The following is a 25619-nucleotide window of genomic DNA, read 5'->3' as shown; positions in this document are numbered from 1 at the left end:
TCTTTCATGAAAGAGGGATTTTCTAATACTTAAGATTTCTGGTAACTCTCTGTCGTTCTCGTCTGCCCTTTGAAGGTTTGATACAGCCAGCCGGCAAGACCACCGATAATGGCCGGGAACAACCAGCTCAGGTTCAGCTCATAAAAGGGAAGGCGGCTGATAAGCGGGGTAATCGCGGAAACATCGGCTCCGAATGCTGCCAGTCCATCATAGAGCCCGATGAAAGCTGTCAGAATGATGGCTCCACGGTACACATAGGAGGAGTGATTGAACAGCCGGCTCATGAACGTCAGACCGACAAGGACGATCGTAATAGGGTAGACGAACACTAAGACGGGTACAGAATAGGATATGATCTGGTTTAACCCGATGTTGGAGATGGCGAGACTGACGATGGTCACGAGTACAATGACAGAATGATACGACAGCTTCCGGACACGCTTCGAGAAAAACTGTCCACAGGCGACGGTCAGTCCAACACAGGTGGTCAGACAGGCCAAACCGACAATAACACCGAGAAGGACGGTACCGGTATCTCCAAACATGATCTGGGCGGCTCCGGATAAGATCGCACTTCCGTTATCATACGTACCTTCTACCGCCATTTTAGCTCCAATCCAGCCGATAGCCACATAAACGGAAGTCAGACCGGCGGCTGTGACAAGCCCCGCTTTTAATGTGGAGAGCGTCACCTGCCTGGGCTCTGTAACACCGCGGTCCCTGAATGATGATACGACAAGGATTCCGAAAGCAAGGGATGCGATGGCATCCATGGTCAGGTACCCTTCCACAAAGCCGGTAAAGAATGGCTGGGCCGCATACTTTTCACCTGCCGGCTGTATGGGACCGTCAAGGGCGAAGAAGCTGCCGATTACAAGGGCGACAATAGCCAGAAACAGAGCAGGTGTTAAAAATTGACCGATACGATCCACTAATTTGGAAGGGTTGCGGCTCAATAAATACACGAGCAGGAAAAAGACGATGGTAAAGATGAAGAGCGTCAGGGATTCTCCGTTCACAAAAGGCGCTACGCCTGTTTCAAAGGCAACGTTGGCTGCCCTTGGTATGGCGAAGAAAGGTCCGATCACTAAATACACCATGGAAGTAAAAAGAATTCCGAACAGAGGGTGCACGCGTCCGGCCAGCTGGACCGCGCCGTTTTGAACAAGGGATATGGCAGCCACTGTGATGATGGGAATACCGACTCCCGTTATGACGAACCCTAGAATAGCAGGGGTATAAGACGTTCCTGATTCAATACCTAATGTAACAGGGTAGATTAAATTGCCGGCGCCGAAAAATAAGGCAAATAGTGTAAATCCGATAAACAGCGTATCTCTGGCTCTCATAAAGCAGCTTCCTCCTCAAGGGTGTCTATATATTCTGCGTAAAAAAAATCGCTCCTATCCAGACATGAGCACAGCTTGTCTGGAAGTGACGATAGGCGTGGGATCCATCAAAAATTTTAAGAAATTTCAATTAGCACCGGAGTAATGTTATCAGGGTGGGAATACCCTGTCAACCCTTTTGTCTGAAAATTTAAACGGTTAAGATTACCAGGGAAAGAATGTCATGATATTTTTATAAAACTGATAAGATAAGTTAGTTTACAGAAGGAAAACCGGGTTATAGAATATGGCTATACATCAATCACGGCTGTTGATAAACATAGAAGATAAGGAGACTACTACATGATCGATTCGCTGTTACTGCAATTGACCCTGGTTGGCTTTCTCGGCGTCGGCTCTCAATGGGTGGCATGGCGCTTCCGTCTGCCGGCTATCGTAGTCATGTCCATAGCCGGACTGCTGGCTGGACCTGTATTTAACTTAATGAATCCGGAACAGGACTTTGGGGATCTTTATAAACCGATTATTTCCCTGGCTGTTGCGGTGATCTTGTTTGAGGGCAGTTTGAATCTTGACTTTAAGGAAGTTCGGGGACTGGGGAGGCCGGTGTTCCGGATTGTTACGTTCGGCGCATTCTTCAGCTGGATTCTCGGTTCCTTTGCTGCCCATTATGTTGCCGGGCTGTCCTGGGCGGTCGCCTTTACGATCGGCGGTTTATTTATTGTAACCGGACCAACCGTGATCCTCCCGCTGCTCAGGCAGGCGAAACTGAAACCCAGACCCGCCAAGATTCTTAAATGGGAAGGGATTATCGTCGATCCGATCGGAGCGCTTCTTGCGGTTTTCGCATTTGAAATCATTGTGTTTTTAACTGTCAATGACCCATCGGCCCTGCTTATGTTCTTTTTAGCTTCAGCTTTCGCAGTCTTTCTTGGCTGGCTGTGCGGAAAAGGCGTAGGGTGGATGTTCGAAACCGGCTACGTGCCGGAGTTTCTAAAGTCGCCTGTCGTATTCGCAGTGGTCATTGCCTGCTTTACAGGAGCGGATGAAGTCATGCATGAGACAGGTCTTCTCTCTGTTACTGCGATGGGGATGACCCTTGCCAACATGCATATTTCATCCATTGCGGACATGAGGCACTTTAAGGAAAATATCTCCCTGCTGTTAATTTCAACAATCTTTATCATGCTGACAGCTTCCTTAACGGTGGATACACTGGTGGAGATCTTTAATATCCGGATTATCGGTTTTGTCCTTCTGATGTTATTTATCGTTCGTCCGTTGTCGATCTTCCTGTCGACAATCGGGACCGATTTGTCAAAATCAGAAAAACTGCTCGTAGGCTGGATTGCTCCAAGGGGAATTGTGGCCCTTACGGTTGCCAGTTACTTTGCGAGTATCCTTCTTGAAGGTGGATATGAAGATGCATCCATACTGATCTCCCTCACCTTTGCCCTTGTCTTTACGACAGTTGTGGCTCATGGATTTTCCATCGGCTGGCTCGCTAAAAAACTGGGCTTGTCTATGGAAGGTCCGCCTGGGGTGTTGATTGCAGGAGGAAGTGCCTTCACAACAGGCCTGGCAAAAACGCTGGAAGACTTGAAAATCCCGGTACTTCTTACGGACTCTTCCTGGCAGCGCCTGTCACGGGCGCGTTCCAGAGGCATTGCCTCCTATCACGGGGAGATCCTTTCTGAACAGACGGAATATTATCTCGACATGACGCCTTATGAATACCTCGTGGCGGCAACAGAACTGGATTCCTACAATGCACTGGTCTGTACGACATTCGTGCCGGAATTTGGCCGGAACAACTCTTTCCAATTGAGCCTCTCCAATAAGGAAGGGGATAATTTGGAAGATCTTGTTCATACAATTGGAGGCCGTGTTCTGTTTGAAGAAGGAGCTTCGTGGGAAGAACTGAACGCCCGGGTTGAAAATGGGTATGTGTTCAGAAAAACAACCCTGACGGCTCAATATTCTTTTGAAGATTATCGGAAGAATATGGATGAACATGCGATGCTGCTATTCGCCAAACGGACCTCCGGTAAAGTTGAATTCTTTACACCGGGGATGGAGTTCCGCCCTGAAAATGGGGATGTGATCGTTTCCTTAATGCCTCCGAGCAAGGAATTCGAAAAAATTCAGGAAAAGCTCGAAGGCCAGAGGAAGAACCAGGAAGAGAGAAAATCATAAAGCAGCAAAGTCAAAGGAGAAGCCGGTACCGGCTTCTCCTTTGACTTTGGAAAAAGTGGATGTAAGGTCGTGGAGAAAACAGCGTTCCGCTTATCGGTGGATGCTTGCCGCGGGCACGGCCTCAGCTAACTTGGTCAAGGAAACCACTTGACCAAGTTAGCTGAGGCTCGTGCTGTTCCCGCAGGCGTCACCACCGAACGCTCCTCGCCGCCGGCATGGTCCGGTTCGGAATTATAAGCAGAAAACGATCTTAACAGTTATTAAAATGGTCCAAAAACCGTTCATGCACAGGTAATGGAGACCCTGCCAGGATACGAAAACTTTTATGGTTGCTTAAGTGAAGGTTCGTATTTTCGATTATAAAAGAACATTCCTGCGGAAAAACGGACGTCCATGAACCCGCATGGAGGTTTTTCTTGGGAGACTTGGACGTTCCTCCGGGAAACGGAATGGTCAGAATTTCTGAAGACAAGAGGATGCACTGGGATTCTATACAAAACAAGGAGAAGCCGATACCGGCTTCTCCTTTTTATTATGCTTCTGCAAGCTTCTTATTTAATACTTTTAATTCTTCTTCCATCCGTGCGAGCTGCTGCTCAGCATTTTGGATGTTTCCACCGGCGGCTTCCAGTTTATCCAGATCGCCTTGGATTCGGACATAGTCTGATTTTAAGAAGGCGATTTGGTCACGAATTTCCTGTTCAGTCACAGGATCACTCCTTTTCATCTTGTTCTCCATTTATTGACAACGTATAATGGAAAAACGATCTTATATTCAGAATTTTAACAAAAAATAGTTTAGAGTTAAAGGGGAAGGGGAAAGAATTGATGATCATTCATAATGACGAAAGTCCTAAAGAGTTCTTGTCCAAGGTGGAACCACTCCTCTTGCAAAGAGAAGCTGAAAATAATCTGCCTTTAGGTGTACTGGAGCGTTTCGTGCTTGGCAGGGAAGAGGGACCCTGTTATACCCTCCGTATCACGAAGGGGGAAAAGACGGAATACATGGCTTTACGCACACCCCCTCATCTGTGGATTCTGCCGAGCGTACGAGGAGATGCCACTCCTTACATTAAAGCAGCAGCCCGTCATCTAAATAACCAGGAATGCGAAGTGCCGGGTGTCATCGGAGATGAAAAATCCACTGCCGCATTTGTAGAAGAATGGACGCAGCTGACTTCTGTCATCCCCCGGGTCCATGTGCAGCAGGGCGTCCATCGCCTCGATGAATTGAATGACATTCCTCAGAGCAGCGGTAAGCTCCAGGGCGCAGACATGTCCCACCACTCCATGGTGGTGGAATGGATGATCCAGTACGGAAAAGAAACAGATGAACCCCTTGTTGTTGAAAGGGCCGCGGAGCTTACAGAGAGTCTCATCCGGGATCAGCGCTTATTTCTATGGCTGGTGGATGGAATCCCGGTTTCGATGGCAGGTCGGGCCAGGACAACAAAAAACGGGGCAACCATCAACGCGGTTTTCACACCGGACTCCTTTAAAAAAAGGGGTTATGCCACCCAGGCGGTCTGGCACTTAACGAAGAATCTTCTTCAACAGGGATACACCTTCTGCTCGTTATACACAGATCTCGCCAATCCCACCTCAAACTCCATTTATAAAAAAATCGGTTATAAGAAAATCAGTGACTCCATCGTTTATCATTTTCATAAAAATTAGAAAATAAATCTGTTATATTTTGTAAATGTAAGCGGTAAACTGAAGGATTCTTTATCTAGAACGAGCTATCGGCACCATAATGGACTCTCACCCATCCATTTCCATCTGGCGGCTCCATTTGGTTAATTAGTACAAAATATTCTGTTCATACTGATTTGAGTGAATTTCGTGGTTCCGGTATGATGTTTAGTAATTGGCCTGAAAACTACTACATTCGATCTATTTAGGAGGATTACATACTTGAAGGTTTTTAAGGCAGTAGACAAAATCATATTAAAAATTGAAGAGTTTATATTAAGCTACGCGGTTATTATTATTGCTTTAATGGTCGTTGGAAAGGCGCTGAGCCGGGCGCTTTTCAGCTATTCGCCTCCATTTGCTGATGAAGTCAGCCAGATTGCCATTGTCGTAGCAACCTTTATGGGGATCAGCTATGCCGCACGTAAAGGAAGACATATCAGCATGTCCGCCTTTTATGATCTGGCTCCCTTTAAGGTGAGGAAATTCCTTTCTATTCTCATTCCCTTTGGCACAGCAGCCGTGCTGTTTGTCCTGGCCTATTATTCGAGTCTTTATGTACAGGACGTGTATGAGTCAGGAAGAGTGACTTCAGCACTGGAAATGCCGGCCTATTACCTCTACATCTTCATTCCAATCGGTTTTTTGCTGGGAGGCATCCAGTTCCTTAGAAACATGTGGATCAACATTACGAACCGGGATGAAGTGTACTTGGGAACCGATGTCAAGGACTACAACGACGAAGATACAAATGATCTGGAAGGAACGCATTTATAAAAATCGGATACAAGAAAGGATAACGATATGATCGCGACTATGCTCATTATCATGGTGGTGCTTTTATTCTTAAACTTTCCCATGATGATTCCACTGATGGCAGCTCCATTAGTCATCATGTTTATCTATTTCCCAACATTGGACCCCATGATCCTCATGCAGCAATTCTCTACAGGAATCGAACCTTACGTATTACTAGCTGTACCTTTATTCATTTTCGCTGCCGATATTATGACCACAGGGAAGACATCAAACCGCCTGTTGGACTTCATCGGATCGTTCATCGGTCATATCCGGGGAGGCTACGCTGTAACAACAGCCGCTGCCTGTACGCTTTTTGGCGCGATATCAGGTTCAACCCAGGCTACAGTAGTCGCCATCGGTAAGCCGATGAGAGAGCGTCTTCTGAAAATCGGTTATAAAGATCCATCAGCCATCGCTTTAATTATCAATTCCAGTGACGTCGCACTCCTTGTGCCGCCAAGTATTGGAATGATCATATACGGCCTCGTTTCCGGCACCTCTGTCGGTGACTTGTTCATTGCTGGTATCATTCCCGGGATCATCGTATTCATCAGCTTTGCGGTCTACAGCATCATTTACGCTAAAATGGCCGATATTCCGCTGGCAGGAAAAGCGAGCTGGAGCGAACGGTGGACGATGACAAGAAAAGCGATTCTGCCACTCGGATTTCCAATTGTCGTTATCGGGGGTATTTATACAGGACTCTTCAGTCCTACGGAAGCAGCGGGGGTTTCAGTGCTCTATGCCTTTATTCTTGAGGTGTTCATCTATCGCTCCGTACATATTAAAGAGCTCCCGAAAATCGCCAGGTCTACAGGGCTTGTTACATCAGCCGTTTTTGTCCTTGTCGCCGGCGGGCAGGCTTTTACATGGGTCATTTCCTTTGCACGGATTCCTCAGATGATTACGGAAACTGTCCTTGGAACCGATCCTAGTGCCATTTACGTACTCTTGATGGTCACCATCTTCTTCTTTATCGGTTGTATGTTTGTAGACCCGATCGTCGTCATTCTTATCCTGACGCCGATTTTCTACCCGGCTGCGATGAGTGCTGGTATAGATCCGGTCCACCTCGGAGTCGTCATCACATTCCAGGCGGCTCTGGGATCAGCTACGCCGCCGTTTGGAGTAGATATCTTTACAGCCAGTGCGGTCTTCAATAAACCGTACCTGGAGGTTATCAAGGGCACACCGCCGTATATTCTCATTTTGTTTGCCATCTCAGGCTTACTCATATTTTTTGACGAACTGTCACTTTTCCTTCTTTAGGAAAAGGAGAGTTTAAATACAAAGGGAGGTCATTCTCATTCGAAAAAAGAATGGATTAGCAGTTCTTATTCTAGGGTTAATCAGTTTGGTGCTGGCTGCCTGTGGAGGCAGTGACGACAGCAGTGGTGACAGCGGGGGAGACGGACAGACGTATAATTGGAAGTTCGTAACAGAGGAAGTGGAAGGACAGGTCCAGTATGAATACGCCCAGGAGTTTGCCAAGCGTATGAATGAAAAATCCGACGGTGCTGTTAATATCGACGTGTATGAATTCGGAGGGCTCGGTAGTGAAACAAACCAGGTCGAGCAGCTGCAGAGCGGTACCGTGGAAATGGCTGTCATGTCTCCAGGGTTCACAGGGAATATGGTGAAAGAAGGACAAATCTTTGCGCTCCAATTCCTTTTTCCTGAAAGTGTAGAAAAGACACAGAATATCCTGAACGACAGCGAAGCTTTGAATACAGACCTTCGTAAGCTTTACGAGGAACACAGCATTTCGCCTCTTTCTTTCTGGTCTGAAGGCGCGATGCAGTGGACATCCAGTAAGGAGATTTCCGAACCTGCGGATTTTGAAAACTTCAAGATGCGTACACAGACGTCTCCGTTGATCCTGAAGTCCTATGAAGCATATGGAGCTGATCCGACACCAATGAGCTGGTCTGAGCTTTACACAGCCCTGGACCGTGGCACAGTGGAAGGACAGGAGAACCCGATCTTCTTCATCGGAGATGCTTCTTTCAACGAAGTACAGGACTACATGACAATGTCGAATCATAACAATTACGTGGCAATGACTACTGTGAACACTGACTGGTATGATGGCCTTGACGAAGAAATGAAAACGATGGTGGATGAAACCGTAACGGAGATGCAGGATTGGGTATTTGAAGAACAGAAGAAGCAGAACGAAGAATATTTAGAAACGATTAAGAACGATACGGAAAACCCGACAGAGATTGTAGAGCTGTCTGACGAACAGCGTGAAGCTTTTAAAGAAAAGGCTGAACCTGTCCGCGACTTCTACCGCAACGAAGTATCCACGGTAGATGGTGAAGTTCTTGATAAGCTGATTGAAGAAATCAATGCAGCCGAATAACGAAAAAGCCCCGCAGAGATGCGGGGCTTTTATTATTGAGGCGACTGCCACGGTTCGGTCTGCCTTTTTAAGTCGATGATCGTCAGCACCATGACGACTAAAAAGAGAAAGCTGGATAGTTTAAACAGGGCAGCTGTGTTCACAAATTGATAGATAAACCCAAGGATGAGGGCACTCGCACCGATGCCGAGGTCAATAGAGGAGTAGTACATCCCGTTGGCAATCCCGCTTCGCTCGATGGAGGTCTTGGAGATGACCCAGGCCTGGAGTGCCGGCATCATGGATCCATAGCCGGCTCCGAATAAAGCTCCTGCGATAATAAGGTCCAGATTCGAATCCGCTGTTGCCAGCACCCACATAGCAATGAAAGATATGACGGAACAGACGATTATTAAGTTCCATGGTCCCCGCTTATCAAAGTACCGTCCTGTTATGGGACGTGACACAGTAGCAAGGACGGCATTAAAGAAATAAAAAAGAAACGTTCCGTCCAGTCCTTGTTCATTACCGAAGATGACAATGTAGGTAACAACCGCTCCGTATCCAAACGTGTTGAGAATCGTGACGAGAGCCGGGTACCAGCTTCTCTTTTCGATCAATGCATCCTTGAAGGAGAAGCGAGGCGGATTTTTTTGGTTTTCATACACCTGCTCAGGCGTGGTGAAGCGGGTGACAGAAAATAAAAGAAGCGCAATGATTCCGAGTGCTGCGGAAATCCATATGAGTAGAGAGAATGAATAGTTCTGATACAAGTAGATACCGAGACTTGGAGCCATAATCATTCCGACGGTAACGGATAAACCGAAATAGCCCATCCCCTCCCCTACACGGCGTCTTGGGACGATGTCAACAGCGGCGGTTCCGTTGACCGTCGTCGACCATCCCCACGCAAGGCCGTGGATGAAGCGGATGACCAGCAGGAAGAAGACCACCTGTGTCACAGGATACATCATCGTCAGGAGGAGCAGGGCCCCGGCACCGATGAGGATGAGCAGTTTCCGTGCCCGGGTCATCAGGAGGTGACCAATAAACGGACGAATCACGATCGCTGCAAAAGCGAAGGTGGTCGTAATCAATCCGACTTCAAGGGTGCTGCCGCCAATCGACTCGATATACGGAGGCAGGTTGGGAAGCAGCATCTGGAAGCTCATAAACGTAAATAAGTTGGCAAGAATGAGAAAGATAAAAGGCCGGGTCCATAAACTTGGTTTATGCATAAAAAATCCCTCGCTTCGGTGATATGGAATGAAAAAAGGAGACCCCCTATTGAAAACAATAGCGGGTCAGAGCGTTTGTATAATCAGCTGTGATCAGCTGTTCTCCGTTCAAGCCACTCCTGATAGAAGTGACGGACAATTGTCTTGATAACCGCATAGGTGGGAATAGCAAACAATAATCCGAGGAAGCCGGCAAGGCTTCCAGCTGCGAGAATCAAGGTAATGATGGTAAGCGGATGGATGCTCAATGCTTTACCCATGACGTTTGGCGAAACAAAATTCCCTTCCAGCTGCTGAGCGATAATGGTAATGACGGCCACCCACACAGCCAGGATGGGGTCTTCGAACAATCCGACAAGGATGGCTGGTACCACGGCCAGGAAGGGGCCGACGAATGGGATAACATTCATCACCATGGCAAATAAAGACAAGGTCAGAGCGTATGGAAGATCGATGATTAAATATCCGACAAGCAGCAGCAGACCGACAACGATACTGACCGTCAGCTGACCGAGAATGAAGGAATGAAGCGTATGATCGATATCGTGAGCCAGTTTAGCAAAGCTTTTTCCCGCTCTTTTTCCTAAGAACTGCCTGATGAACGGGGTCAGTTTGTCACCATCCTTCAGCATGAAGAAAAGGAAAAACGGGATCAGGACAAGAGCGAACACAAAACTGATCAACTGGCTGACGACGTTGATGACCACCGTGGAGGCATCCTGAAGATATGTTTCCAGATTGTTGGCCACATTATCGATGGTCGCATTGAACTGACTTGGTATAATGTCCTGATTCTGCTGCCAGTATGTTACGCCTTCGCCAATCATTTCAGCCATATCCGGAATGTTATCTACGAGCCGGGTGAACTGCTCCTGGGCGATTGGAGCAATGAACTGGGTGATGATGTAACCGAGAACAATGAACAATAGGAAGATGATGACAATTCCGAGAATTCTCGGCACTTTGTAGTGTTCCAGAAGTTTTAGTAAGGGCCGGGATAAATAAAACAGAATCCCACCACCGATTAAAGGAAAGGCGATGGCTCCGACATAGGTCATGATCGGATCGAAGAAAAACTGAATTTGATGCAGCAGTAAAATCAACAGAGCAAGCAGGATGGCAGTTACGATGGCTTGAAACCATTTTTTTTGGACCACAGATAAGACACACCTTTTTATGTAGAATGAAGAAAAGCTGGATGCTCCAGCTTTCAGACGTTCGTGCATATTCGTTATAATAAGGATACCAAATTTCGGGGGGGAAGCAATAGATTTACTTTTCCTGTATGAAAGTTTAACCCGAAAGAGACATGGGAGGAGCATCAATGATGAAAAAAGAACTGTTGGAGCGTTTTGTTTCTTATGCAAAAATGAATACTCAATCCGATGAAACCACCGGCCGTACCCCCTCAACGGAAGGGCAGTGGGAGCTTGCTCATAAGCTTGTCGAAGAACTTGAAGCTATCGGGATGAGTGAAGTCAGTGTGGATGACCATGCTTATGTGATGGCATCCCTTCCTGCAAATACGGAAAAAGAGGTGCCGGTAATCGGCTTTCTCGCTCATCTGGATACAGCCACCGATTTTACCGGCGAACATGTAAACCCTCAAATTGTTGAAAACTATGACGGAGGGGTGCTGCCTTTGAATGAAGAGGTGGAGCTTCGCCCGGAAGATTTCCCTGAACTTTCCGCCTATAAAGGGCAGACGTTGATCACAACGGATGGAACGACCCTGCTCGGGGCCGATAATAAAGCAGGTATTGCTGAAATTATGACGGCTCTGAATCATCTTATTCAACATCCCGAAATCAAGCACGGAAAAATCCGTGTGGCGTTTACACCGGATGAAGAAATCGGCAGAGGCCCCCACAAATTTGACGTCGACCGTTTTGGTGCTTCCTACGCCTACACCGTTGATGGAGGTCCGCTCGGTGAACTTCAGTATGAAAGTTTTAATGCAGCAGGCGCCAAGCTCATCTTTAACGGAAACAGTGTGCATCCGGGGACGGCAAAAAATAAACTTGTCAACGCGGTAAAGCTTGCTCTGGAATTCCAAAATCAGCTTCCAGCCGAAGAAGCGCCTGAACATACAGAAGGGTATGAAGGTTTTTACCATCTCCTTGGCCTGCAAGGGAATGTGGATCGGGCTGAGCTTTCCTATATTGTGAGGGATCACGATAAAGAAAAATTTGAGGAGAAAAAGCAGCGGTTACATGGTCTGGCTGCTGACATGAATGAACGCCTTGGAGAAAAGCGGATGGCTGTAGAAATGGAGGATCAGTACTACAACATGGGGGACAAAATCAAACCGGTCCGCCATATTGTTGATATCGTTGAAGAAGCGATGCAGAACAAAGGTGTGAAGCCCATCATTCAACCGATTCGCGGAGGAACGGATGGGTCACAGCTTTCCTACATGGGACTTCCTACGCCGAATATTTTCACCGGGGGAGAAAACTTCCACGGAAAGTATGAGTACATATCTCTGGAGAGTATGGAAAAAGCGGCTGAGGTCATCGTCGAAACCACCCGTTTATTTGAAGAGAAAGCCTGATGGACGCGTGTTATCCCGAATGGATCAAACGATTGATGAACGACGTATAAGGATTCCGTCCCGTCCCCATACTAAAGTGATTCCATAATGTGGGCGGGAATGATTGACAAAAAAAGGCTTCATGCTATGATTAAGAAAGATATAGCATTCCTAAAGGGGAGTAGCTGATACAATAAAGTCGTCATTTCGGGAGTCATCCCCGGCTTTATTGGCAACGTACGTTGTTAGCGAGACCTTTACCCACAGTGGTAAAGGTCTATGTAATGGCCCGGACCACTTTGGTCGGGGCCATTTTTTAATGGCAGCTTGTATAAATGAGGAGAGTGAAACTGTGGATGTTCAATTGTTGATTGAGTATGGCTGGGTTTTGATTGTACTTGTCGGTCTGGAAGGTATTCTAGCCGCAGACAACGCTCTTGTTCTGGCCATTATGGTAAAGCACCTGCCGGAAGAAAAGCGTAAGAAAGCCCTGTTTTATGGACTGCTTGGTGCGTTCATTTTACGATTTGGTTCTTTATTCATTATATCTTTCCTTGTCGATGTCTGGCAGGTGCAGGCCCTTGGTGCCGCCTACCTCTTATTCATCTCGATCAAGCACCTCATTGATAAATGGAGGTCCGGCGGAGAGGAAGAGGAGGAAGAGGAAGATACCGGCTCCGAGCGGGGGAAAGGCTTCTGGATGACTGTGTTGAAAGTCGAACTTGCCGACCTCGCCTTTGCTGTCGACTCCATCTTAGCTGCTGTAGCTCTTGCTGTTGCTCTTCCAGAAACGGATCTTCCCAACGTCGGAAGTCTGGATGGAGGACAGTTCGGTGTCATCCTGGCAGGGGGGATGATCGGAATTATCATCATGCGTTTTGCGGCCAATGTGTTCGTCAATCTGCTTCAATCCCGTCCGGGTCTTGAAATCGCCGCCTTTGTCATTGTGGGATGGGTCGGTATCAAGCTTGTCGTATCCACGCTAGCCCACCCGAATATTCAAATTCTTGATGAACACTTTGCTCATTCGACAGTGTGGAAAATTATATTCTATTCTGTCCTTGTTTTAATTGCAGTGCTGGGCTGGTTCCTTTCCGGTAAAAAGGAAGAAAAGCAAGCCTGATTTTAAAGGGCAGAGCCCGGCATTGAGGAGAAAACCCGTACTATGATCGCACGTAGTACGGGTTTTCTTGTATCACTCAGCTGAAGCACGGCACATTCCGCACCCGTTCATGGCGCGTGAAAGTGCCGTTTGGTTTATTGAAAATAAAAGAAACGATACAATAGAGAAAAGGGGGAATGTACGGTGGGAAAAGCTGTAGAAAATACGTCCGATCAATTCCGTTATGTGAAAAACCGGATTGATATGCTGCATCAGGTTGTTGAGAGCATGGATCCAGAAGAACTCGATCGGGAAGATTTTCAGCGTGTCCATCAAATGGTGGAGCAGCTGCATATAAAAATGGACCGCTTCAAGAAAGACTGGGATGCGCGGGAGTCATAATGTCCATCACTTTTTCCCGGATGACCCAGCAGGAAGCCGAGGAAATGGCGGCGTGGCATTATCCTCCGCCGTATGATTTTTACGATATGACCGCCGATGAAGAAGATTATCGTGAGTTTATCGATCCTCATCGGAGAAGTCCGCATACGTACAGCGCCTATAGGGAAGGCGCGCTGATCGGTTTCTTCACCTTTCATCCGACTGTTGAAGAAACGGTGGATGTAGGTCTTGGACTCCGCCCGGATCTAACGGGAAAGGGGAAGGGAGATTCCTTTATGGAAGCTGGTTTGAGTTTTGCAGAGCGCCACTATGGGGCCCGTTTTTTTACATTGAGTGTTGCTGAGTTCAATCAGCGGGCGGTCGAAGTATACCGAAGAGCTGGATTTAAAGAAACCCACCGGTTTATGCAGAAGACCAATGGAGGTACGTATCCATTCATTGCTATGAAAAAATAAAAAGGAGGTTGTTCTGCTTTGGCATTACATCATTTTCATTTAAAGGCAGACTGGCCGGGCGGCCGCAACGAAGTCGGCCGGATCGAATCAGATAAATTGAAAACAGAAATCTCCATCCCTAAAGAAATGGATGGACCGGATGTAGGAACAAACCCGGATGAAATGCTTCTGGGGGCGGCGGCGACCTGTTACATCATTACGCTGGCCGCTATGATCGAAAGAGCGGATCTGCCGCTTCAGGAAATGGATATGACCTCGGAAGGTCAGGTCGATGTGACCGACGGAGTCTTCACCTATAAGAAAATCATTCACCGTCCCCGTGTCGTGTTGAAAAGTGAGGCAGAAGAGAAGGAGTTGGAAAAACTCCAGCGTCTTGTTGAAAAGGCGGAAAAGTCCTGCATGATCTCACGAGCAATTGCAGGAAATGTAGCGTTGGAGCTGGACTCAGATGTAACTATTGCTTCCTGACAGAAAGGGAAGAAAAAAGCGGCCTGTATGGCATGGCATACAGGCCGCTTTTAGTTTTTAAAGGACTCCGCCTTGGCAGGAAGAGAGAACCACTATAAACCAACCATGGTTTTACAAGCTTTCTTCGTTTACGTCTCCATAAGGTAAACGCGCGCTTCATAAGGCTTCAACGAGAAGCTGGATACGTTCTTATGATGGTTTACAATCGAATTGGACAACATCAGCTGACTGGAGCTGAGTGGCTCCTCCGACTGAAAGTCAGCTGCTTGATCGGTCAGATTGACGATGACGATGGCTTTTTTACTGTCCAGCGTCCTCGTATAAGCATAAATCTGCTCATCTTCCGGAAGAAGAAGATTATAGATGCCATACGTAAACACATCCTGCTCCTTTTTCATGGCAATCATTTCTTTGTAGTAGTTCAAGATGGAATGGGGGTCCTGTTCTTGATCAGCCACATTGATGGACGTATAGTTCGGGTTGATTTTCATCCACGGGTTTCCGGTTGTAAAACCAGCTTGTGCTTCACGGCTCCACTGCATCGGCGTACGGCTGTTGTCCCTGGATGTGTTCCAGAGAATGTTCATAATGTCCTTATGAGCCATGCCTTTTGCTTTTTTGTTCTGATATAAATTTTTCGCAGCCACATCATCATAATCTTCAATGGAAGGGAAGGCCATATTCGTCATGCCGATTTCCTGACCTTGATAAATGTAAGGCGTCCCCTGCATAAAGAAATACATCGTTGCAATCGCCGTCGCACTTTCGCGCCAGTAGACTTGATCATCCCCCCACGTCGAAACGACACGGGCCTTGTCATGGTTTTCTACAAACAAAGCGTTCCATCCATCCCCTTCAAGAGCTTTCTGCCATCGGGTCAGTACTTTTTTCAAACCCTTAATGTCAAGCTGCTGTTCAGCATCCTGATCCCAAAGGTCCAGGTGCTCGAATTGGAAGATCATATCCATTTTTCCGTTGTCGCCGACCCATTGATCCGCTTCATCGGCACTTACCCCGTTCGCTTCTCCGACCGTCATCACGTCATAATTATCGTATGTGCGGTCTTTGAATTCCTGAAGGTGGGTGTGGATCCCTTTTTGGTTCATATGCATATCAAAAGAGGACACATACGTTTCTTTTTCAGGGTTCGGCATATCTGGAAAGCCCGGCCGCTTTTTGATATGGCTGATGGCATCTATGCGGAAACCGTCGATTCCTTTATCCAGCCACCAGTTGACCATGCTGTATAGAGCTTCGCGGACGTCTTCGTTCTCCCAGTTCAAGTCCGGCTGCTTTCTGGAGAACACATGAAGGTAATACTGCCTTGTTTCCTCGTCATATTCCCATGCCGATCCTTCAAAGATACTCTCCCAGTTGTTCGGTTCGCGGCCGCCTCTGCCATCGCGCCAGATATACCAGTCCCTCTTGGGATTGTCCTTGGATTTCCGGGATTCCAAAAACCATGGATGTTCATCACTTGTATGGTTGAGGACGAGGTCGATGATCAACTTCATGTCACGTTTATGCACTTCCTTAAGCAGCTCGTCGAAATCCTCCATCGTTCCGAATTCATCCAGGATGTCCTGATAATCGGAAATGTCATAACCGTTATCATCCTTCGGGGATTTGTACATTGGGCAGATCCAAATGAAATCAATGCCCATATCCTTCAAATAGTCCAGACGGCTGATCATTCCCTGCAGATCGCCGATCCCATCTCCATTTGAATCCTGAAAACTTCTAGGGTAAACTTGATATCCTACCGCTTCTTTCCACCATACCCGTTCCATATACAGCCCCTCTTTCCTAATAAAATCATTCGTGATATGCAAACGTTTTCTCAGTGAGAATGATTGAATAAACAGCTTGTTTATTCAATAACCATAACCATGAAAATCTAAAAATATATCTTATTATGCAAACGTTTTCCTGATAAATCTATACTAGCTGATTTTCTTCTGCTTTACAATAGGAGGTTCGTGAAAAGAGCAGGCTTACACATCATTGGATTGTTAAAATCAGGTGGTGCATCTTCTGTTGAGGATGTTGAAAGGCTGTCATGAATCCTGTTGATTTCACAACAAAGCGGCGTGAATCCGGTGGACAGTTATCCGTGTGCCCATCATAAGGGCGGTCAGTTTTATGAGTACATAGCCTTAATGGGTGCTGTTTAAACCTTAAGGATTGCGGCAGATGGGGATTTCATATATATTTAAAGTAATTCAACTGAATATGGAAACCTTCGGGGTCGGGTGAAAGTCCCAGCCGGCGGTAATGAGCTTATGCTCTCAGCCCGCGACGGAGAATCAGTGTTAAGCACGGTTCTCCCTGATTTGGTGAAATTCCAAAGCCGACAGTTAAAGTCTGGATGGGAGAAGGTTGTGGAAACGTATCGGTACCGTTCATGCAACACGTGTACCCTTTGTTTGCTGTACGCAAAAAAATGACGTTTAAGACCCTGGAGAAGTATGTCTTCTTCAGGGTTATTTTTATGGAAAAAGAGCAGGTGATGAAGATGGAGCGTGATGAGCAGTACATGGCAATGGCTGTACAGATGGCCAGGGAAACGGTCGGCCAGACGAGTCCCAACCCTTCAGTAGCCGCCATTGTGGTCAAAGATAATCAAGTCGTCGGTATAGGCGTGCATGTGAAGGCTGGTGAACCTCATGCGGAAGTGCACGCACTACGGATGGCAGGAGAAAAAGCGGAAGGCGCGGACATCTATGTCACTCTTGAACCGTGCAGCCATCATGGACGGACACCTCCGTGTGCCGAAGCTGTCGTGAAGGCAGGCATCCGCCGGGCCGTTACGGCTTCATCGGATCCGAACCCTAAAGTTTCCGGCCGGGGCATTGAAATGATGAAGCGGCAGGGCGTGGAGGTCCGGACGGGTGTTTTGAAAGACGAGGCAGATGAACTGAATCGTGCCTTCTTTCATTACATTCAAACAGGTGAACCTTATGTCCGTTTAAAGACAGCGATGAGCCTTGACGGGAAGATTGCCACCGCCAGTGGAGAGAGTCAATGGATCACAGGAGAAGAGGCGCGGCAGGACGGACACCGCTATCGTCATCAATCGGACGCGATTCTAGTCGGGATCAATACGGTCATGATGGATAATCCGACATTGACGACAAGAATTCCGGGTGGCGGAAAGCATCCGATCCGTCTTGTCCTCGATACGCATCTTCGTATTCCGACTGCTTCGAATCTGATACAAAATAATGAATCTCCAACGTGGATTTTCACGTCAGCGGATATACCGGATGAAAAGCGTCTGATTCTTGAAGAGCATGCCCATGTCCACGTCATTCCGCTTGGCCGCACCATCGATCCTGGAGAAGTCCTGCGCTATTTAGGAAAGCACAAGGTCACCTCTCTCCTTGTTGAAGGAGGGGCCACCATTGCCGACGCTTTTGTCAGATCAGGAAAGGTGAATGAGACGATTACGTATATTGCTCCCAAATTGATCGGTGGAAAAGAAGCACTGACCCCGGTTGCCGGCCGCGGCATCCAACAGTTGAAACAGGTGACATCTTTTGAGTTTGTATCGACCGAACAGCTTGGAGAAGATATTAAAATTGTTTCGATAAGAAAAGGGGAATCCTAATGTTTACAGGAATTGTAGAAGAAATAGGAACACTGCAGTCCGTTAAAAGTAAAACGGAAGCTTTGGAGATAAAGATTGCTGCATCCAAAATTCTGGAAGATATCAAGCTTGGGGACAGTATTTCCATTAACGGTGTCTGTCTGACCGTGACAGATTATACGAAGGATACCGCATCCTTTGATGTGATGCCGGAAACATACCGCGCCACCAACATCCATGAATTAAAGCAGGGCAGCGATGTCAATCTTGAACGCGCGATGGCGGCAGATGGGCGGTTCGGCGGTCACCTTGTATCGGGTCATATTGACGGTACGGGCAGCATTGTATCAAAAAGGCCGGAGTCCAACGCCGTCTATTACGACATACAGCTTCCGTCCGACTTGGTTCCTTATTTTGTCTATAAAGGCTCGATAGCTGTTGATGGTACATCCCTGACTGTATTCGGAGTAGAAGAGGATCGTGTCACCATTTCTTTGATTCCGCACACGATGGAACATACCGTTCTCGGCAGGAAAGGTCCGGGAGACAAAGTTAATATCGAATGTGACATGATTGGAAAATATGTCGCTCACTTCCTGAGTGGGCAGAATCAAGAGCACCCGCAAACAGCCATCTCCAAAAAGATGCTGGCTGATAACGGGTTTGCATGAAGAGGGGGAAAGCATATGTTTGATTCGGTTGAAAAAGCGATTGATGTATTGAAGCAGGGAAAGCTTGTCATCGTTTGTGATGACGAGGACAGGGAAAATGAAGGGGACTTTATTGGAATCGCGGAGCATGCTTCCACGGAGATGATCAATTTTATGATCAAGCATGGGCGTGGGCTGGTTTGTGCCCCGATTACGAATGAAACAGCTGGAGCGCTCGAGCTGATGCCTATGGTCAATGACAATTCAGACCCTAATCAGACAGCGTTTACGGTCAGTGTGGATCATAAAGAGACAACAACTGGAATTTCAGCGGACGAACGGGCCCTGACCATCAGGGAAATGCTGAACCCGGAAAGTAAAGCTTCCGATTTCCAGCGGCCCGGTCATATTTTCCCGTTGATTGCCAAGGAAGGCGGTGTCCTGCGCAGAGCGGGTCATACGGAAGCGGCTGTCGACCTGGCACGTCTTGCGGGAGCCCGGCCGGCAGGTGTCATCTGTGAAATCATTAAAGATGATGGAACGATGGCCCGTGTGCCTGACCTGAAAGAAATGGCCGAGGCGTTTGACATTCCGATGATCACCATTGCGGATTTGATTTCATACCGCCATGAGCAGGAAAACCATGTGACCCGGGAAATCGAGGTGCAGATGCCTACAGAATACGGCGAATTCCGAGCGGTAGGCTTCAAGAATGATATCGATTTTAAAGATCACATCGCTCTTGTAAAAGGAGACATCAATCCGGAGGAGCCGACCCTTGTGCGGGTACACTCCGAATGTCTGACAGGGGATGTCTTCGGCTCCTACCGCTGTGACTGCGGTCCTCAGCTGGACAACGCTTTACGGCAGATTTCCGAAAATGGCAGCGGTGTTCTGCTGTACATGAGACAGGAAGGCCGCGGGATCGGGTTAATGAATAAATTGAAAGCCTATAAGCTTCAGGAAGAAGGCTATGACACGGTGGAAGCGAATGAGAAACTCGGCTTCGGGCCTGATTTAAGAGATTACGGTGTCGGTGCTCAAATCCTGAAGGACCTGGGCATTACAAAACTTCGTCTGCTGACGAATAACCCGAAGAAAATTTCCGGACTTGGTGGTTTTGGTCTTGAGGTTGTAGAGAGGGTGGCTATTCAGATGCCTTCCCGCAAAGAAAATGAAAGCTACTTGAAAACGAAACAGTCTAAAATGGGGCACTTATTCCACTACTAGAAAGGAAGAGACTTATGGTTAAAACATTTGAAGGTAATCTTGTAGGAACAGGACTGAAAATCGGTATTGTAACAGGAAGGTTCAACGACTTTATTACGAGTAAGCTGTATGAAGGAGCCGTAGATGCGCTGAAGCGTCACGGCGTCGATCTGAACGATGTAGAGGCTGCTTATGTGCCTGGAGCTTTTGAAATTCCACTGGCCGCTCAGAAGATGGCGGAAACCGGGAAGTACGATGCGGTTATCACCCTGGGAGCTGTCATCCGCGGCTCCACGCCGCATTTCGACTATGTTTGCGGCGAAGCAGCTAAAGGGGTTTCTCAGGCTTCCCAGAAGACTGGTATTCCAGTGATCTTTGGCGTCATTACCACAGACACCATTGAACAGGCCATCGAGCGTGCAGGTACGAAGGCCGGTAACAAAGGCTGGGAGGCAGCCACAGCAGCCATTGAAATGGCGACACTGATGAACGCGTTCAAATAAAAGAACCTATTTGGAAAAGTACGGTTTTACAGAGGTGGTATGTGCGGTCATGTTCCGCTTATCGGTGGATGCCTGCCGTGGGCCCGGTTTCAGCTGACCTGGGTTCGGTCCCGTAGGCCCCACCACCGAACACTTCTCGTAACTTCGCCAAAATAGTACAAAAAAGAGGGGTTCTGCTAAGCAGAACCCCTCTTTTGGCTGTAGAAAAAGCCTGTGTTAACCAGTTAGAGTTTTCCATTTGTCGTGGGAAGGGTCACTTTCCGCTTATCGGTGGATGAATGATGCGGGCACGCCTTCAGTTGACTTGGTCAGAAAGGCCGCCTGCCCAAGTGGATCTTCGGCCCGTGCTGTTCCCGCAGGCATCAACACCGAACGCTCCTTGTGCCGACGTTAGAATATGAAGGAGAGAGATTGTGCATTACGCAGGTACGCAGATTCATAAGAAAGGCATGGGCTGCGCTATTGCCGCTTGCGTGGAAAAGAGGAAGGGAAAGAACAGGTGCTGATGACGGCTGCCTGCCGGAAGATTTTCCTCCATCCAGCAAGAGTGAGCGGGGTGAAGGAGAGTCTTTGTCGATGTTAAAGAACCCCCAAGGAGCAGTGCCCCTTCCACTCCTGCGGAAGAACGAGTGGTCCGAGACCGCCGAGCTCGGGCGCTCGTCCGCGGAAAGGGAAGGGGCTCTGGTTTTTCGTGGAGCCTGTCCCCCCGGTTGGACAGGGTTTAAGTGAAGTAGGAAAAAGGAAGGATAAAGGGAAAGGGGGAACGGTGATGACAACAAGAGCCGTCTGGTTTAGAAGAGATTTACGGTTGAATGATCATACAGCACTTGCAAAAGCTGTTGAACATACAAAAGATGAGGACAGCCTCGTTTTGTTTTTTCATATTCACCCGGATTTGAACAAGTCATTCACAATGAGGCATGATTACTATTTTCAAACCCTTCAGGACTTCGTTTCACGTGCCGGGGATATGGGTGCGCCTGTCCATGTTATTGAAGGAGAAACCGAAGAGTCCTTTCAGACATTTGTAAAGGAACTGGATGTGGACATGGTCTACTTCAACCGGGATGAAACAAGATTTGGTAAGAAGCGGGATGATCATATGGTGGAGTATCTGGACTCGATTGATGTGGAAGTCTACCATTACATGGATCACCACCTGCACGGGGCGGAGGAAATCAAAAAGCAGGATGGCGGCCATTATAAAGTATTCTCCCCATACTTAAAGAAGTGGAAGCAGCAGCAGAAACCCGGTATTCAACGGGTGAACCACGATAAACTGAAAAATGCGGCCGTGGATAAACGTTCTTCCTTTAAAGAAGGAGAAAAAGCGTACCAGTCGCTGATGGAAAAAATAGAAGCTGATTTTCCCGGGACAGGGGAAGAAGCTGCCGGTGAAAGGTTCAGCCTGTTTCTTGATGGAGCCATCTATGATTATGATGAGGAGCGGGATTTCCCGGCCGTTGATGGGACAAGTCTGATGTCCAGGTATCTGCGTACCGGTGCGGTTTCCGTCCGGACGCTGTATCATAGAATTCAGGACGAAGTAAACTTCAAAAAGGATACATCCGGAGTGGAAACCTATATTTCCGAGCTTGCGTGGCGCGATTTTTACAACATGATCTATTACTATTATCCGGAATCAGACGATAAAGAGCTTGTTGAAAAATACAGAGGTATTCCGTGGAATAATGATGAGGATCTTCTGGAAAAATGGAAGCAGGGGCAGACTGGTTTTCCGTTGATTGATGCAGCGATGAGACAGCTGAATGAAACCGGCTGGATGCATAACCGGCTCCGTATGGCTGTGGCCTCTTTTTTGACGAAGGATCTGCTGATGGATTGGCGCGAAGGAGAACGGTACTTTGCTGAGAGGCTGGTGGACTATGACCCTGCCTCGAATATCGGTGGCTGGCAGTGGGCGGCTTCCACCGGTACAGATCCTGTTCCTTATTTCCGCGTATTTAATCCAGTCAGGCAGTCCGAGCGCTTCGATCCTCACGGCCGGTTCATTAAGGAATGGGTGCCGGAGCTTGAAAATGTGGAGAAGAAGTATATCCATGATCCTTCGAAGATGCCGGAGAACGAACAGGAAAAGGCTGGATGCATGATCGGTGAAGACTATCCTGAGCCTGTGGTGGACCATAAAAAGATGCGAAAGCGGGCGATTGAAGTTTTTAAAGACAAAACATAAAAAGAGGGGTAACCATGACAATAAAGCGAAATGATTTAGAGAAGTATGCAGATCTGGCTTTGAAAAACGGAGTGAACCTGCAGCACAGGCAGGGGCTGATCATCAACGCCCCCATTGAAGCTGCCGATTTCGTCCGGATCGTAACCGCAAAGGCCTACGGGATGGGGGCGAAAAACGTTCATGTCGAATGGAACGACGAAATGCTCAGTTATATGAAAATGAAGCATGCACCGATGGACGTCCTTAAGGATTTCCCTAAATGGAAAGCGGAAGGTCTTGAAGAAATGGTGGCGGACGGGTATGGGCTGTTAACCATTTACGGTCCGGACCCGGATTTAATGAAGAATGTAGATCAGGAACGGGTGGCTGCGGCCACGAAAGCGAGTGGAGAGGCTCTTTCCGGATACCGGGACTATTTAATGAATGATAAGACGACCTGGTCCATTGTTGCCTATCCGCAGAAAGCATGGGCGCAGAAAGTGTTTCCGGATGCTTCTCCGGAAGAGGCACAGGAACAGCTGTGGAAGGAGATCTTCAGAATCACACGGGTGGACAAGGACGATCCGGTTCAGGCGTGGGAGGAGCATAATGAAGCTCTTCGGCAGGCGAGGGAATATTTGAACCAAAAGCAGTATAAAAAACTCCATTATTCCGGGCCAGGGACAAAGCTGACCATTGAGCTCGTTTCGAATCACATCTGGCATGGAGGAGCGGCGGAATCAGAAAAAGGAAGCACGTTCAACCCCAACATTCCGACCGAAGAAGTCTTTACTATGCCTCATAAGTACGGTGTGAATGGGAAGGTCTCCAGCACAAAGCCGTTGAGTTACGCGGGGAACTTGATTGAGAACTTCACCTTAACATTCAAGGATGGAAAAGTGGTGGATTACGCCGCGGAATCCGGGGAGGATACACTAAAGCATCTGGTTGAATCGGATGACGGCTCAGCCAGACTTGGAGAAGTCGCCCTCGTACCGCACGCTTCCCCGGTTTCCCAATCCGGTCACATCTTTTTCAACACGTTATATGATGAAAATGCTTCCTGTCACTTAGCTTTAGGAAAAGCATATCCCACCAACATAAAAGGCGGATCCTCCTTTAATAAGGAGCAGATGGAATCACACGGCGTCAATGATAGTCTCGTCCATGAAGACTTCATGATGGGGTCGGATGAATTGAACATCGACGGAGAAACGAAGGAAGGTCTGTATGAACCTATTTTCCGTAAAGGTATGTGGGCCGTGGATTTTGAGGAAAGCGAAGAGACACCCTGATCCAGGGTGTCTTTTTGGCTTTAGAAAAAGCCTGTGTAAACCAGTTAGAGTTTACATTTGTCGTGGGAAGGGTCACTTTCCGCTTATCGGTGGATAAATGCCGCGGGCACGGCCTCCGCTGATTTGGTCAGGAAGGTCGACTGCCCAAGTGGATCTTCGGCCCGTACTGTTTCCGCAGGCATCAACACCGATAAGCTCCTTGTGCCAACGTTAGAATATAAAGGAGAGAGGTTGTGCACTAAGCAGGTTCGCATATTCAAAAGAACGGCATGGGCTGCCTGCCGGAATATGAAAAAGCCTCTCCTCCATCCAGCAGGGATGAGCTGGGTGAAGGAGAGGCTTTTTCGATGTTATAGAACTCCCAAGGAGCGGTGCCCCTTTCGCTCCTGGCGGTAAGAAAGAAAAAGAGGTTTCTCTACAAGCTGAAAGACACCCTGATCCATGGTGTCTTTGTTCGTGGAAAGATGACATTGTATCTTCTGAATTACATTATCATTACAGACGATTTAAATCTTCAAAAACCTGTCTACAATAAGGATAGATTGTGGTACATATGAAGTAGAATAGATTATCTTGAATCGAAGAAGGGTGATCCCATGAAGCGTGATGCTTTTTTTGATAATGCCAAAGTAGTCCTTATCTTTCTCGTCGTTTTCGGTCATATGATCCAGCCGTTTACCGATGGTTCCAAACCGATGTACACCCTTTATACGTGGATTTATACCTTTCACATGCCGGCGTTCATTTTCCTTGCCGGGTTCTTTGCCAAAGGATCGGGGGAGAAGGATTACTTGATCCAGCTGGCTAAAAAGTTGATTCTGCCATACTTGATTTTTCAGCTCGTCTATACCGGGTATTACTTCTTCATCGGGAAAGGTGAAGGGTTTGACGGGATTTTTTATCCGCACTGGTCGTTATGGTTCTTGTTCAGTTTGTTCTGCTGGCACATTCTGTTGTACTGGTTTAAGAAAATTCCGCCGATGCTCGGTGTCGCCATCGCTGTTCAGATCGGTGTGCTCGTCGGATATTTCACAGATATCGGCCACCATTTCAGTCTATCCCGCACATTCGTTTTCTTCCCGTTTTTCCTTGCCGGGTACTGGCTGACGAAGGAGCATGTGCATAAGTGGAGAACACGCCGTGTCCGGGAAATCAGTATGGTCATTATGGCTGCAGCCGCAGGTGTGATTGCTGTCCTCCCTGAAATCAACTCCGGCTGGCTGCTCGGTTCGAAATCCTATGAGGTTCTCGGCAGTCCGGAAATGGGAGGACTGTTCCGACTGGCGGTATACGCTCTCGCGGGGATCATGGTTGTCAGTGTCCTTTCATGGATTCCGAATACAGAATATAAAATCACGTACCTTGGCGGAAAGACCTTGTACGTTTATCTGCTGCACGGCTTTTTCATCCAGTTCTTCCGGCAGGCCGACTTGTTCAAAGTGGATAACCTGTTTGATGTCATCGGGCTTGCGATCATCTCTGCTGCTATTGTCTACTTGTTATCGAGCAGCTTGATCCGCACGCTGACACAGCCGTTCATTGAGGGGCGTATCCAGCTCATCAAACGTTGGTGGCAGCGGACCTTTGACAAAGATTCCACGCTTCAATCATAAATAA

22 protein-coding genes and 1 riboswitch are annotated in these 25619 nt (G+C 47.7%); of the genes, 17 read left to right on the top strand and 5 right to left on the bottom strand.

What is annotated here, in order from left to right:
• Positions 1-29: 29 nt before the first annotated feature.
• Positions 30-1349 carry a branched-chain amino acid transport system II carrier protein gene (gene brnQ, locus ACXAGL_RS05360; protein ID WP_474969820.1) on the bottom strand — a complete coding sequence of 440 codons (1320 nt, stop codon included), beginning with the start codon at positions 1347-1349 and terminating at the stop codon, positions 30-32.
• Between the two features lie 342 nt (positions 1350-1691).
• On the opposite strand from brnQ, the gene ACXAGL_RS05355 reads away from it, so the two are divergent.
• Positions 1692-3545, top strand: coding sequence for a cation:proton antiporter (locus ACXAGL_RS05355; protein WP_474969819.1), 1854 nt, complete (start codon positions 1692-1694; stop codon positions 3543-3545).
• A gap of 532 nt (positions 3546-4077) precedes the next feature.
• Here ACXAGL_RS05355 and ACXAGL_RS05350 read toward each other — a convergent pair.
• Entirely contained in the window at positions 4078-4254 is a 177-nt protein-coding gene (locus ACXAGL_RS05350; RefSeq protein WP_281658913.1) for an SE1832 family protein, read from the bottom strand.
• Between the two features lie 119 nt (positions 4255-4373).
• On the opposite strand from ACXAGL_RS05350, the gene ACXAGL_RS05345 reads away from it, so the two are divergent.
• From ACXAGL_RS05345 to ACXAGL_RS05330, 4 genes are all read left to right on the top strand, one after another.
• Positions 4374-5222, top strand: a complete 849-nt coding sequence (locus tag ACXAGL_RS05345; RefSeq protein WP_474990230.1) for a GNAT family N-acetyltransferase — start codon at positions 4374-4376, stop codon at positions 5220-5222.
• Between the two features lie 240 nt (positions 5223-5462).
• Complete coding sequence (locus ACXAGL_RS05340; protein ID WP_027953335.1) at positions 5463-6017, top strand: TRAP transporter small permease; 555 nt, start codon at positions 5463-5465, stop codon at positions 6015-6017.
• Between the two features lie 27 nt (positions 6018-6044).
• The gene (locus ACXAGL_RS05335; protein ID WP_224869181.1) at positions 6045-7310 is read left to right on the top strand and encodes a TRAP transporter large permease; all 1266 of its coding nucleotides are present in this window, start codon (positions 6045-6047) and stop codon (positions 7308-7310) included.
• 85 nt (positions 7311-7395) lie between these two features.
• Positions 7396-8406 (top strand): DctP family TRAP transporter solute-binding subunit, encoded by a 1011-nt coding sequence (locus ACXAGL_RS05330; protein WP_474990228.1) that lies wholly within the window; start codon positions 7396-7398, stop codon positions 8404-8406.
• A gap of 32 nt (positions 8407-8438) precedes the next feature.
• Here the strand turns inward: ACXAGL_RS05330 and ACXAGL_RS05325 are convergent, their stop codons facing one another.
• Positions 8439-9623, bottom strand: a complete 1185-nt coding sequence (locus ACXAGL_RS05325; RefSeq protein ID WP_474990226.1) for an MFS transporter — start codon at positions 9621-9623, stop codon at positions 8439-8441.
• Between the two features lie 83 nt (positions 9624-9706).
• Positions 9707-10780 (bottom strand): AI-2E family transporter, encoded by a 1074-nt coding sequence (locus tag ACXAGL_RS05320; protein ID WP_474990224.1) that lies wholly within the window; start codon positions 10778-10780, stop codon positions 9707-9709.
• Between the two features lie 170 nt (positions 10781-10950).
• Here ACXAGL_RS05320 and pepT point away from each other — a divergent pair, with 170 nt between their 5' ends.
• The 5 genes from pepT to ACXAGL_RS05295 all read left to right on the top strand — a co-directional run bounded on the left by pepT (position 10951) and on the right by ACXAGL_RS05295 (position 14583).
• Complete coding sequence (gene pepT / locus ACXAGL_RS05315) at positions 10951-12177, top strand: peptidase T (protein WP_474992337.1); 1227 nt, start codon at positions 10951-10953, stop codon at positions 12175-12177.
• Between the two features lie 331 nt (positions 12178-12508).
• A complete protein-coding gene (locus ACXAGL_RS05310) occupies positions 12509-13279 on the top strand; it encodes a TerC family protein (RefSeq protein WP_474969814.1) in 771 nt (256 codons plus the stop codon).
• Between the two features lie 183 nt (positions 13280-13462).
• Positions 13463-13660 carry an SE1561 family protein gene (locus tag ACXAGL_RS05305; protein ID WP_027953328.1) on the top strand — a complete coding sequence of 66 codons (198 nt, stop codon included), beginning with the start codon at positions 13463-13465 and terminating at the stop codon, positions 13658-13660.
• Positions 13660-14115, top strand: coding sequence for a GNAT family N-acetyltransferase (locus ACXAGL_RS05300; RefSeq protein WP_474969813.1), 456 nt, complete (start codon positions 13660-13662; stop codon positions 14113-14115). The genes ACXAGL_RS05305 and ACXAGL_RS05300 overlap by 1 nt, the downstream gene beginning before the upstream one ends.
• A gap of 18 nt (positions 14116-14133) precedes the next feature.
• Positions 14134-14583 carry an OsmC family protein gene (locus ACXAGL_RS05295; protein WP_474969812.1) on the top strand — a complete coding sequence of 150 codons (450 nt, stop codon included), beginning with the start codon at positions 14134-14136 and terminating at the stop codon, positions 14581-14583.
• Between the two features lie 128 nt (positions 14584-14711).
• Here ACXAGL_RS05295 and ACXAGL_RS05290 read toward each other — a convergent pair whose 3' ends face one another.
• Complete coding sequence (locus ACXAGL_RS05290) at positions 14712-16373, bottom strand: glycoside hydrolase family 13 protein (protein ID WP_474969811.1); 1662 nt, start codon at positions 16371-16373, stop codon at positions 14712-14714.
• A 444-nt stretch (positions 16374-16817) separates the two neighbouring features.
• Positions 16818-16967, top strand: a riboswitch (FMN riboswitch).
• Positions 16968-17098: 131 nt separating this feature from the next.
• Here ACXAGL_RS05290 and ribD point away from each other — a divergent pair.
• From ribD to ACXAGL_RS05255, 7 genes are all read left to right on the top strand, one after another.
• Complete coding sequence (gene ribD / locus ACXAGL_RS05285) at positions 17099-18193, top strand: bifunctional diaminohydroxyphosphoribosylaminopyrimidine deaminase/5-amino-6-(5-phosphoribosylamino)uracil reductase RibD (protein WP_474970447.1); 1095 nt, start codon at positions 17099-17101, stop codon at positions 18191-18193.
• Positions 18193-18843, top strand: a complete 651-nt coding sequence (gene ribE / locus ACXAGL_RS05280) for a riboflavin synthase (RefSeq protein WP_474969810.1) — start codon at positions 18193-18195, stop codon at positions 18841-18843. Before ribD ends, ribE begins: the two co-directional genes overlap by 1 nt.
• A 15-nt stretch (positions 18844-18858) precedes the next feature.
• Positions 18859-20052, top strand: a complete 1194-nt coding sequence (locus ACXAGL_RS05275) for a bifunctional 3,4-dihydroxy-2-butanone-4-phosphate synthase/GTP cyclohydrolase II (protein WP_474990222.1) — start codon at positions 18859-18861, stop codon at positions 20050-20052.
• A 14-nt stretch (positions 20053-20066) separates the two neighbouring features.
• Complete coding sequence (gene ribH / locus ACXAGL_RS05270; protein WP_027953321.1) at positions 20067-20534, top strand: 6,7-dimethyl-8-ribityllumazine synthase; 468 nt, start codon at positions 20067-20069, stop codon at positions 20532-20534.
• Positions 20535-21303: 769 nt separating this feature from the next.
• Positions 21304-22728 carry a cryptochrome/photolyase family protein gene (locus tag ACXAGL_RS05265; RefSeq protein ID WP_474990220.1) on the top strand — a complete coding sequence of 475 codons (1425 nt, stop codon included), beginning with the start codon at positions 21304-21306 and terminating at the stop codon, positions 22726-22728.
• Positions 22729-22742: 14 nt separating this feature from the next.
• Complete coding sequence (locus tag ACXAGL_RS05260; RefSeq protein ID WP_474969807.1) at positions 22743-24002, top strand: aminopeptidase; 1260 nt, start codon at positions 22743-22745, stop codon at positions 24000-24002.
• Positions 24003-24598: 596 nt separating this feature from the next.
• Positions 24599-25615: an acyltransferase family protein gene (locus tag ACXAGL_RS05255; protein ID WP_474969806.1), complete on the top strand. Its 1017-nt coding sequence runs from the start codon at positions 24599-24601 to the stop codon at positions 25613-25615.
• Positions 25616-25619 lie beyond the last annotated feature (4 nt).

The sequence above is a fragment of the Halobacillus sp. ABA4_118 genome (genome assembly GCF_056160205.1).
This window is presented reverse-complemented; position numbering and strand designations above follow the sequence as displayed.